This is a genomic window from Stenotrophomonas sp. NPDC078853 (assembly GCF_044901215.1).
Classification (GTDB): domain Bacteria; phylum Pseudomonadota; class Gammaproteobacteria; order Xanthomonadales; family Xanthomonadaceae; genus Stenotrophomonas; species Stenotrophomonas lacuserhaii.
In genome coordinates this window covers 35,232-45,973 of the sequence record NZ_JBJDOQ010000026.1, presented here as the reverse complement: position 1 = coordinate 45,973, position 10,742 = coordinate 35,232, and the positions used below count along the sequence as shown (strand labels likewise).

Annotated in this window: 9 protein-coding genes; 5 read left to right on the top strand and 4 right to left on the bottom strand. The window is 65.7% G+C overall.

The annotated features are described in order from the left end of the window. From ACI2JH_RS18875 to ACI2JH_RS18865, 3 genes are all read right to left on the bottom strand, one after another. On the bottom strand, nt 1-1,644 hold a 1,644-nt coding region (locus ACI2JH_RS18875; RefSeq protein WP_404736928.1), incomplete at its 3' end, for a bifunctional aconitate hydratase 2/2-methylisocitrate dehydratase. Between the two features lie 60 nt (nt 1,645-1,704). Next, on the bottom strand, nt 1,705-2,103 hold the full coding sequence (locus ACI2JH_RS18870; protein ID WP_101099684.1) for a type II toxin-antitoxin system VapC family toxin: 399 nt from the start codon (nt 2,101-2,103) through the stop codon (nt 1,705-1,707). A 7-nt stretch (nt 2,104-2,110) separates the two neighbouring features. Beyond that, entirely contained in the window at nt 2,111-2,335 is a 225-nt protein-coding gene (locus ACI2JH_RS18865) for an AbrB/MazE/SpoVT family DNA-binding domain-containing protein (protein WP_057687522.1), read from the bottom strand. Nucleotides 2,336-2,567: 232 nt separating this feature from the next. On the opposite strand from ACI2JH_RS18865, the gene acnA reads away from it, so the two are divergent. From acnA to ACI2JH_RS18850, 3 genes are all read left to right on the top strand, one after another. Continuing rightward, nucleotides 2,568-5,321 (top strand): aconitate hydratase AcnA, encoded by a 2,754-nt coding sequence (acnA, locus tag ACI2JH_RS18860; RefSeq protein ID WP_404736927.1) that lies wholly within the window; start codon nt 2,568-2,570, stop codon nt 5,319-5,321. Nucleotides 5,322-5,719: 398 nt separating this feature from the next. Further along, a complete protein-coding gene (locus tag ACI2JH_RS18855; RefSeq protein ID WP_101099682.1) occupies nt 5,720-6,094 on the top strand; it encodes a type II toxin-antitoxin system Phd/YefM family antitoxin in 375 nt (124 codons plus the stop codon). After that, nucleotides 6,094-6,732, top strand: coding sequence for a hypothetical protein (locus tag ACI2JH_RS18850; protein ID WP_319276852.1), 639 nt, complete (start codon nt 6,094-6,096; stop codon nt 6,730-6,732). Before ACI2JH_RS18855 ends, ACI2JH_RS18850 begins: the two co-directional genes overlap by 1 nt. A 102-nt stretch (nt 6,733-6,834) precedes the next feature. Here the strand turns inward: ACI2JH_RS18850 and ACI2JH_RS18845 are convergent, their stop codons facing one another. After that, nucleotides 6,835-8,388 (bottom strand): BCCT family transporter, encoded by a 1,554-nt coding sequence (locus tag ACI2JH_RS18845; protein ID WP_404736926.1) that lies wholly within the window; start codon nt 8,386-8,388, stop codon nt 6,835-6,837. Nucleotides 8,389-8,559: 171 nt separating this feature from the next. Here ACI2JH_RS18845 and betI point away from each other — a divergent pair, with 171 nt between their 5' ends. Both betI and betB read left to right on the top strand, forming a co-directional pair. Next, complete coding sequence (gene betI, locus ACI2JH_RS18840; RefSeq protein WP_042612801.1) at nt 8,560-9,150, top strand: transcriptional regulator BetI; 591 nt, start codon at nt 8,560-8,562, stop codon at nt 9,148-9,150. A 52-nt stretch (nt 9,151-9,202) separates the two neighbouring features. Then, nucleotides 9,203-10,675, top strand: a complete 1,473-nt coding sequence (betB, locus tag ACI2JH_RS18835) for a betaine-aldehyde dehydrogenase (protein ID WP_182657499.1) — start codon at nt 9,203-9,205, stop codon at nt 10,673-10,675. Nucleotides 10,676-10,742 lie beyond the last annotated feature (67 nt).

The following is a 10,742-nucleotide window of genomic DNA, read 5'->3' as shown; positions in this document are numbered from 1 at the left end:
AATCAAACCCCAAACCATATAGAACAAGAAGACAACAATAACCGATTCCGGCATGTCCAGCGGCATCACGCCGGTGGCGGCAGCGAAGGCCACCAGGCCCGAACCGGCCGGGAACGAAATGCCCACCGGGAAGCGGGTATGCGAGTCACCGCCGGTGCCGACCGTGTCCGGCAGCAGCATGCGGTTGAGCCAGCTGTGGATCACGCCGTCGCCCGGACGCAGCGAGATGCCGCCACGGGTGGAGATGAACTCCGGCAGGGTGTGGTGGGTCTTGACGTCGACCGGCTTCGGGTAGGCCGCGGTGTGGCAGAACGACTGCATCACCAGGTCGGCCGAGAAGCCCAGGCAGGCCAGGTCCTTCAGTTCGTCACGGGTCATCGGACCGGTGGTATCCTGGGAGCCGACCGAGGTCATCTTCGGTTCGCAGTAGGTTCCCGGACGCATGCCCTGGCCTTCCGGCAGGCCACAGGCGCGGCCGACCATCTTCTGCGCCAGCGAGAAGCCCTTGCCGGTGTCGGCCGGCTGCACCGGCAGGCGGAACAGGTCGGTGACCGGCATGCCCAGCGCCTCGCGCGCCTTGGCGGTGAGGCCACGGCCGACGATCAGCGGGATGCGGCCACCGGCGCGCACTTCGTCGAACAGCACGTCCGACTTGACCTGGAATTCAGCGATCACTTCGCCGTTCTTCAGCGCCTTGCCGTCGTACGGACGCAGCTCGATGACATCACCGTGCTCCATCTGCGTGACGTCCAGCTCGATCGGCAGCGCGCCGGCATCTTCCATGGTGTTGTAGAAGATCGGGGCGATCTTCGAGCCCAGGCAGACACCACCGAAACGCTTGTTCGGGATGAACGGAATATCTTCGCCGGTGAACCACAGCACGCTGTTGGTGGCCGACTTGCGCGAAGAACCGGTACCGACCACGTCGCCCACGTAGGCGACCAGGTGGCCCTTTTCCTTCAGCGACAGGATTTCCTGGATCGGGCCGCGCTTGCCATCTTCTTCCGGCACGAACGCCGCGTCGGGACGCTTGTTCTTCAGCATCGCCAGGGCGTGCAGCGGGATGTCCGGGCGGGTGGTGGCGTCCGGTGCCGGCGACAGGTCGTCGGTGTTGGTTTCGCCCGGCACCTTGAACACGGTCAGGGTCATGCTCTGGGCCACTTCCGGACGGCTGGTGAACCATTCGGCGTCGGCCCAGCTCTGCAGCACGGACTGGGCGTTGGCGTTGCCGGCCTTGGCCTTTTCCTGCACATCGTGGAAGGCATCGAACACCAACAGGGTGTTCTTCAGCGCGGCGGCGGCGATCACCCCGACGCTGGCGTCATCCAGCAGCTGGACCAGCGGGGCGACGTTGTAACCGCCGAGCATGGTGCCCAGCAGTTCGGTAGCGCGCTCGCGGCTGATCAGCGGGTTCTGCTCGCTGCCGAAGGCGATGGCGGCCAGGTAGGAGGCCTTGACCTTGGCGGCATCATCCACGCCGGCCGGCACGCGGTGGGTCAGCAGGTCCAGCAGGAAATCGGCTTCGCCGGCAGGCGGGTTCTTCAGCAGTTCAATGACATCGGCCGTCTGCTGCGCGGTCAGCGGCAGGGGCGGGATGCCAAGCGCAGCGCGCTCGGCGACGTGGTGGCGGTAGGCTTCCAACATGACAACTCCCGGGTAATGCGGTGAATACAACGATTGGATGAAGCGGTAAAAAGGTAAGGCTCAGGCCTGCGGCACGATCAGCTTCAGGCCCTTGAAATAATCCCGATAGAACGCGTCGTTCCAGGTGATCAGACCGTCGCACTGCAACAGCGCGTGGGCCCCGACCATGAAACCGTCCAGGCTGCGGCGTTCGTTGCCGCGCTGGCGGTGGCGGCGTTGCATCTCCCCGGCGCGCAGGGCCGATTTGGCTTCCATCGCGTTGAAATGCACGCCCATTTCTTCCAGCGCCTCCAGCACCTCGGCCCCGCCGCGCAGCGCGGCGCAGACTTCGGCCAGGGTCGCCCCGCAGACCACCACGCGGCCGCCGACCAGGCACTGCCGCAGGCAGGCCTCCACCGCATCGGCCTGCGGGCCATTGCTGAGCAGTTCGATCAGGACCGGGGAATCAACGGCGATCATGGCCGGCTTACTGCTCGTCACGGACGGCCTTCACAGCCGCATCGGTGGAGTCGAAGCCATCCAGCGCGAACTTGCCGCGGGCGCGCGAGATGGCGTCATCCACGCTCTTGCGCAGGATGATCCGGCCGCCTTCCAGCTCTACGGTCAGCTGGGTGCCCTTGGTCAGGCCCAGCGCATCGCGGACTGCCTTGGGCAAGGTGATCTGGCCGCGTTCAGCTACGGTGGCTTCCATGGGTAGGCCCTCTTCGGTATGTACGAATTATACATACTTTTCAAAAAGGGGACGGAGGGGATTAAGTCGTTTCAGGCACACACGGGGCCGAAAACGACTTAATCCCCTCCGTCCCCTTTTTGGGCCGTGATGACATCGGCGCTACATCTGAATGTGTAAGATTTCACGCTGAGCAAGCAGGCGCGCCTGGTGCGCGGCCGTTGCAAGCCAATTCGCAAAGGAGTCATCTGCAATGAGTGATTCGTTCTCCACGCGCAGCCAGCTGGACGTCGGCGGCAAGCGCTACGATTACTTCAGCCTGCCCAAGCTGGGCCAGCGCTTCGATATTTCCCGCCTGCCCTATTCGATGAAGATCCTGCTGGAGAACCTGCTCCGGCACGAGGATGGCGGCGTCACCGTGGGCAAGGACCACATCGAAGCGGTAGCGACCTGGGACCCGAAGGCCGAGCCGGAAACCGAGATCGCCTTCATGCCCGCGCGCGTGGTGCTGCAGGACTTCACCGGTGTGCCGTGCGTGGTCGACCTGGCGGCGATGCGCGATGCGGTGGTCAAGCTCGGCGGCAGCCCGGAGCAGATCAACCCGCAGATCCCCTCCGAACTGGTCATCGACCATTCGGTGCAGGTGGATGTGTTCGGCAAGCCCGACGCGCTGGACCTCAACGGCAAGATCGAATTCCAGCGCAACCAGGAACGCTACGGCTTCCTGCGCTGGGGCCAGAAGGCCTTCGACAACTTCAAGGTGGTGCCGCCCAATACCGGCATCGTCCACCAGGTGAACCTGGAAAACCTGGCCCGCGTGGTGATGGCCGTGGACAAGGACGGCACCCAGCTCGCCTATCCGGATACCGTGTTCGGCACCGACAGCCACACCACCATGATCAATGGTATCGGCGTGCTGGGCTGGGGCGTGGGCGGTATCGAGGCGGAGGCGGCGATGCTCGGCCAGCCCTCTTCGATGCTGATCCCGCAGGTGGTTGGTTTCAAGCTGACCGGCCAGATGCCCGAAGGGGCCACCGCCACCGACCTGGTGCTGACCGTCACCCAGATGCTGCGCAGGCACGGCGTGGTCGGCAAGTTCGTGGAGTTCTTCGGCGACGGCCTGCAGCACCTGCCGTTGGCTGACCGCGCGACGATCGGCAACATGGCACCGGAGTACGGCGCGACCTGCGGCATCTTCCCGATCGATAACGAATCGCTGAACTACCTGCGCCTGTCCGGTCGCCCGGAAGAGCAGATCGCGCTGGTGGAAGCCTATGCCAAGGCGCAGGGCCTGTGGCACGACGCCGATACCGCGCACGCCCAGTACAGCGCCACGCTGGAGCTGGACATGGGCACGGTAAAGCCGTCGCTGGCCGGGCCGAAGCGCCCGCAGGACCGCGTGCTGCTGGAAGAGGTTCAGGCCAATTACCGCGAAGCACTGGTCGGGCTGACCACCAACCGTGACAAGAAGGGCGTGGACGTCTCCACCTTCGTCAACGAAGGCGGCGGCACGGCGGTGGGCAACGAGCAGCTGGCCAAGGGCCAGGCCGACGTGGAACTGGATGGCAAGGCGTTCCGGCTGAAGGACGGCGCTGTGGTGATCGCAGCCATCACCTCGTGCACCAACACCTCCAATCCGGCAGTGATGATCGGTGCCGGCCTGCTGGCCCGCAACGCGGCCGCGCGCGGCCTCAACCGGCAGCCGTGGGTGAAAACCTCGCTCGGCCCGGGCTCGCGCGTGGTTACCGATTACCTGGAGAAAGCCGGCGTACTGACCGAACTGGAGAAGCTCGGCTTCTACGTGGTGGGCTACGGCTGCACCACCTGCATCGGCAACTCCGGCCCGCTGCCGGCAGAAGTCAGCGCCGGCATCGCGCAGGGCGACCTGGTGGTGACCTCGGTGCTGTCGGGCAACCGCAACTTCGAAGGCCGCGTGCATCCCGAAGTGAAGATGAACTACCTGGCCAGCCCGCCGCTGGTGGTGGCCTACGCGATCGCCGGCACCACCGACATCGACCTGACCACCGAACCGCTGGGTACCGGCAGCGATGGCCAGCCGGTGTTCCTGCGCGACATCTGGCCGAGCAACAAAGAGATCGGCGATGTGATCGCCGCGACCCTGGGGCCGGAGATGTTCAAGCAGAACTACGCCGACGTGTTCAAGGGTGATTCGCGCTGGAACACCATCGCCTCGCCCGACGGCGACCTGTACGAGTGGGACGATGGGTCCACCTACATCAAGAACCCGCCCTACTTCGAGGGCATGACCATGCAGGTCGGCACCATCGAGGACGTGCACGGGGCGCGGGTGATGGGCCTGTTCGGTGATTCGATCACCACCGACCATATCTCGCCGGCCGGCAACATCAAGAAGGAATCGCCCGCTGGCCGCTTCCTGCAGGAGCGCGGCGTGCAGCCGGCCGACTTCAACAGCTACGGCAGCCGTCGTGGCAACGATGACGTGATGGTCCGCGGCACCTTCGCCAACATCCGCATCAAGAACCTGATGTTCGGCGGCGAAGAAGGCGGCAACACGCTGTACTACCCGGCCGGCGGCGGCGAGCCGGAGAAGCTGGCGATCTACGACGCGGCCATCAAGTACAAGGCCGACGGCGTACCGCTGGTGGTGCTGGCCGGCAAGGAATACGGCACCGGTTCTTCGCGTGACTGGGCCGCCAAGGGCACCCTGCTGTTGGGGGTGAAGGCGGTCATCGCGGAAAGCTTCGAGCGCATCCATCGCTCCAACCTGGTCGGCATGGGCGTGCTGCCGCTGCAGTTCCGCAACGGTGAGAACGCGCAGTCGCTGGGCCTGGATGGGTCGGAGGTGTTCGACATCACCGGCCTGCAGGATGGCGCCAGCAAGCGTGCGACGGTCAGCGCGAAGAAGGCCGATGGCACGGTGGTGACCTTCGAGGCTTCGGTGATGCTGTTGACGCCGAAGGAAGTGGAGTACTTCCGCCACGGTGGGTTGCTGCAGTACGTGCTGCGGCAGTTGGCCGGGCGCTGAGGGTTTGGGTCTGGTCGAACGGGCTGGGCCCCCTCGCGGCTGGTGGGCTGGTTTCCGGGGGTGGCGGCGGGCGGGTGGAGGGTCCGGGGGACGGCAAAAACCGCTCCTGCGGGCCTCGTTTCGCGCCATCCATGGCGCTCAACGCCCCCGCACCCTCCACCCACCCGTCGCCCTGACGGTTTCCGGTGGCCATCAGCCGCGTATGAAAAGAAAAAGGCGGGCGACGGGCGATGCCCGTCACCCGCCTTTGCTTTTGCTTTTGCTTTTGCCCCTGCCCCTCCCTCCCAGCAACGAGGCGCCACCCGGAAAAATGATTAATTCTTATTTTAGACAATTCATATATTAAGGACGAAACAGGAGTAATCTCGACCCCAAAGGCACATCCTGTGGAGTCCGCCATGCTGCACGCCCCGATCACCTTCGAACCGATCACAGAACTCACCCGCACCACCGCGTCCTCGGTGAAGGAACACTGGCGCAAGGTCATGCAGGAAGTCCGCGAACAGCGCATGGTCGTGGTCACCAACCACAACGAACCGCAGGCGGTGATCATCTCCGCCGACCAGTACCGCGCGCTGCAGGCCAAGGTCGAAGCGCTGGAACAATCGCTGGGTGAACTGCGCAACCAGACCCCCGCCCTGACCGAACTGCGCAAGGGCTTCGACGAACGCCTGGCCGTGCTGCAGCAGGCCCAGGCCGGCCAGCGCGCACGCGACCTGCTGCGTCGCCCTGCCCACCTCGGCGGCAAGGTCAAGGCCGGCTCCGGCTTCTGATGGCACGCCCGTTCCTGTACGTGCTGGCCGGGGTCAACGGCGCCGGCAAGAGCTCCATCGGCGGCCACCTGCTGCGTGAGGCGGGACTGGACTGGTTCAATCCGGACACCTACGCCCGCGCGCTGGTGCGCCAGTTGGGCGTCGGCCAGGCCGAGGCCAATGGACAGGCCTGGCAGGAAGGCGTCAGCCGCCTGCAGGCCGCCCTGGCCGAGGGCAGCAATCATGCCTTCGAAACCACCCTGGGCGGCACTTCGATCACCGCGATGCTCCACGAAGCCACCCGCACGCACGATGTGCTGATGTGGTTCTGCGGGTTGTCCAGTCCGGAGCAGCACATCGCGCGGGTGAAGGCGCGGGTGCAGGCCGGTGGCCACCCGATCAACGAAGCCGATATCCGGCGCCGCTGGCCATTGGCGCAGCAGAATCTGATCGGCCTGATGCCGGTGCTGGCCGCGCTGCAGGTGTATGACAACAGCACAGAGGCCGCGCCCGGCGAAGCGGTGCCGGATCCACAGCGGGTGCTGCAGATGGAAGGCGGACAGCTGGAATGGCCGCCCGCCGAAGACCTGGCGCAACTGCGGCAGACGCCGGACTGGGCCGTGCCGCTGGTGGAAGCGGCGTTGCGATCAGCTTCCTGAAGGGGGTCGGAGTCCGGACCCCAGGAGCGGCCGAGCGTGGCTCGGCGCCGCCAGAACGTGACGACCAACGATCGTCACCCACCGGACCCATGGTCGCCCGCTTCAGTGCCGGTGGGGCGCGTCCGGGTCGGTGCGCAGGGCGCGCAGCAGGCCCACCATGTAGAACGCCAGGGTGAACGAAAATGGCAGGCCGCACAGTACCACCGCGGTCTGCATGGCCCCGAAATTGCCGGCCAGCAGCAGGCCGATGCTGACCACGGTGATCACCACCGCCCAGAACACCCGCAGCCAGATCGGCGCGTCATGGCCATCTTCCACGCCACCGTCCACGCGGCGCGTGCACAGGTTGGCGATCATCAGCGTGCCCGAATCCACCGGCGTCAGGAACAGCACGAAGCCGATCACCACCGCCGCACCGGCCACGTACGGGGCCCACGGCAGGTACTCCAGCAGCTTGAACAGGGTCATCGCCGCGTCGTCCTTGGCGACCTCCCCAAGCACCGCCTGGCCATGGTTCAGCACCAGGTCGATGGCGGTGTTGCCGAAGATCGACAGCCACGCCAGGGTGAAGCCCAGCGGGATCAGCAGCACGCCCAGGATCACCTCGCGGATGGTGCGCCCGCGCGAGATGCGCGCCACGAAAAGTCCCACGAACGGCGCCCAGGCGATCCACCAGGCCCAGTAGAACAGCGTCCAGCTGCCCAGCCAGTCGCGGCCGTCCGGCTGGTTGAGGTAGATGTCGAAACTCTTGCGCACGAACGAGGCCAGGTAATCGCCGGTGTTCTGCACCAGCCCATCAAGCAGGTGCAGCGTCGGCCCGGTCACCAGCACGAACAGCAGCAGCAGGCACAGCAGGCGCACGTTGAGGTTGGACAGCCAGGCGATGCCTTTCTCCACGCCGGCCACCACGCCGATGGTGGCCACCACCATCATCACCAGCACGATCATCACCAGCGTCTGCGGCGTGTCGGGCACGTTGAACAGGTAGCTCAACCCGGACTGCACCACCAGCGCCCCGATGCCCAGGTTGGTCACCATCGACACCAGCGTCGCCAGGATGCCGAAGCCGTCCACCATGTCGCCGATCCGGCCATGGATGCGTTCACCGAAGACCGGGTACAGCGCCGAACGCAGTGCCAGCGGAAGGTTGCGACGGTAGGCGAAGTAGCCCAAAGCGACACCCACCAGCGCGTACAACGCCCAACCGTGCAGGCCCCAATGCAGGAAGGTCAGCACCATCGCCTCGCGACTGGCCGCGACCGTGCCGCCCTGCTGTCCCGGCGGGGTCAGGAAGTGGTCCAGCGGCTCATAGGCGCCGTAATACAACAACGCGATGCCGATGCCGGCCGAGAACAGCATCGACACCCAGGGCACGTAGGCGAAGGCAGGCGATTCTTCGTTGTGGCCCAGCCGGATGCTGCCGTAGCGGGAGAACGCCAGCCACAGCACGAAGCCCAGGCAGGCCACGATCAGCAGCATGTACCACCAGCCGAACGCAGCGGACACCTGCGCCTGCGCGACCTGCAGCCAGTGCTCGCTGGCCTGCGGGTTGAGCACGGTGAGCAGGCCCAGCACGCCGATGGACAGGGCCGAGCTGAAGAACACGAAACCGTTCAGTCGCAGCGGCGACGGCACGGAGGAAGCCTTGGAAGACATGCTGTTGTCTCATCGATCCTGGGGGCGCAGGGTCCGGCCGGATCGAAGGGACCGGGACCAGGGCGTGGGGACGCGAGCGCATCCTACGCCTTTATTGATTGAACGTTCAATCAATAAAAAGTATAGTGGTCGCCATCACGGGACCCCCCGGTCGCAGTGCATGGAGAGACAATGCCAAAGAAAGGCATCGAGCCGGTCCGCCGCGAACAGCTGATCCGCGCCACCTTCCAGACCATCGACGAGATCGGCCTGGCCGACGCGACGGTGGCCACCATCGCGCGCAAGGCCGGCCTGTCCACCGGCATCGTGGCGCACTATTTCGGCGACAAGGACGGGCTGCTCAATGCGGCCATGCGGCAGATCCTGCGTGAGTTGAAGAGCGCCGTGGCGCGCTTCCGCGACACCTGCGCCGACGATCCCCGCGCGCAGCTGCGTGCCATCGTCGATGGCAACTTCGACGACAGCCAGACCAACGGCACCGCCATGCGCGTGTGGCTGACCTTCTGGGCAGCGAGCATGCACCAGCCGGAACTGGCCCGCCTGCAGCGCGCCAACGACCAGCGCCTGTACTCGAACCTGTGCCACCAGTTCAAACGCGTTCTGCCTGGCGAACAGGCCACCCTGGCCGCCCGCGGGCTGGCCGCCATGGTCGATGGCCTGTGGCTGCGCGGCAGCCTGGTCGGCGGTGACTTCAACGCCGACAACGCACGCCGCATCGCCTACGCGTACATCGACTTCCAGTTACAGGCAAACGCGCTATAAGCGCTTGAACGCCTGCTCCCCTCCTCTCCCCCTTCCCCTTCCAGGAGTTCCCATGTCCACCCTGCCCCTGCAGCAGCTCTACATCCACGGCAAGCTGGTCGACGCCTCCAGCGGCAAGACCTTCCAGAGCATCAACCCGGCCACCGGCGAGGTGATCGCCGAGGTGCAGATCGCCAACCAGGCCGATGTCGAGCGCGCCGTGGCCAGCGCCGCGGAAGGCCAGAAGGTGTGGGCGGCGATGACCGCGATGGAGCGTTCGCGCATCCTGCGCCGCGCCGTGGACATCCTGCGCGAACGCAACGACGCGCTGGCGCAGCTGGAAACCCTGGACACCGGCAAGGCGCTCAGCGAAACCACCACGGTGGACATCGTCACCGGTGCCGACGTGCTGGAGTACTACGCCGGCCTGGCTACCGCCATCGAAGGCAACCAGGTGCCGCTGCGCGAATCCAGCTTCTTCTACACCCGCCGTGAGCCGCTGGGCGTGGTCGCCGGTATCGGCGCATGGAACTACCCGGTGCAGATCGCGCTGTGGAAGTCCGCCCCGGCGCTGGCAGCTGGCAATGCGATGGTGTTCAAGCCGTCCGAAGTGACCCCGCTGACTGTCATCGAACTGGCGAAAATCTACACCGAAGCCGGCGTGCCGGACGGTGTGTTCAACGTGGTGCAGGGCCCCGGCCGCGAAGTGGGCCAGTGGCTGACCGAACATCCGCTGATCGAGAAGATCTCCTTCACCGGCGGCGTGGAGACCGGCAAGAAGGTGATGGCATCGGCTGCCTCGTCCTCGCTGAAGGAAGTCACCATGGAACTGGGCGGCAAGTCGCCGCTGGTGATCTGTGACGATGCCGCGCTGGAACGCGCCGCCGACATCGCGGTGATGGCCAATTTCTTCAGCTCCGGCCAGGTGTGCACCAACGGCACCCGCGTGTTCGTGCCGCGCTCCATGCTGGCGGCCTTCGAAGCGGCCGTCGTGGAGCGCGTCAAGCGCATCCGCATCGGCGATCCGCAGGATGCACAGACCAACTTCGGCCCGATGACCAGCTTTGCGCACATGGACAACGTGCTGCGCCTGATCGAGACCGGCAAGCGCGAAGGTGCCCGCCTGCTGACCGGTGGCGGGCGTGCCACCGACGGTGCGCTGGCCAAGGGCGCCTACGTCCTGCCGACCGTGTTCTCCGACTGCCGCGATGACATGACCATCGTGCGCGAAGAGATCTTCGGGCCGGTGATGAGCATCCTTGCCTACGACGATGAGGAAGAAGTCATCGCCCGCGCCAACGATACCCACTTCGGCCTCGCCGCCGGCGTGGTCAGCAATGACATCGCCCGTGCGCACCGCATCATCCATCGCTTGGAAGCCGGCATCTGCTGGATCAACACCTGGGGCGAATCGCCGGCGGAAATGCCGGTGGGCGGTTACAAGCAGTCCGGCGTGGGTCGCGAGAATGGCATCTCCACCCTGGCCCACTACACCCGCATCAAGTCGGTGCAGGTGGAACTGGGCGACTACGCCAGCATTTTCTGATCCGAACGCATCGGCCTTGCGGCCGTCGTTCCGGCCGGGCGTGTCCCTCCCCCCACGCCCGGCCACC

Coding starts and splice junctions, on each gene's coding strand:
- ACI2JH_RS18865 (WP_057687522.1), bottom strand. CDS start 2,335: ATGGAAGCCACCGTAGCTGAACGCGGCCAGATCACCTTGCCCAAGGCA.
- ACI2JH_RS18855 (WP_101099682.1), top strand. CDS start 5,720: ATGCTGCACGCCCCGATCACCTTCGAACCGATCACAGAACTCACCCGC.
- ACI2JH_RS18850 (WP_319276852.1), top strand. CDS start 6,094: ATGGCACGCCCGTTCCTGTACGTGCTGGCCGGGGTCAACGGCGCCGGC.
- ACI2JH_RS18870 (WP_101099684.1), bottom strand. CDS start 2,103: ATGATCGCCGTTGATTCCCCGGTCCTGATCGAACTGCTCAGCAATGGC.
- betI (WP_042612801.1), top strand. CDS start 8,560: ATGCCAAAGAAAGGCATCGAGCCGGTCCGCCGCGAACAGCTGATCCGC.
- ACI2JH_RS18845 (WP_404736926.1), bottom strand. CDS start 8,388: ATGTCTTCCAAGGCTTCCTCCGTGCCGTCGCCGCTGCGACTGAACGGT.
- acnA (WP_404736927.1), top strand. CDS start 2,568: ATGAGTGATTCGTTCTCCACGCGCAGCCAGCTGGACGTCGGCGGCAAG.
- betB (WP_182657499.1), top strand. CDS start 9,203: ATGTCCACCCTGCCCCTGCAGCAGCTCTACATCCACGGCAAGCTGGTC.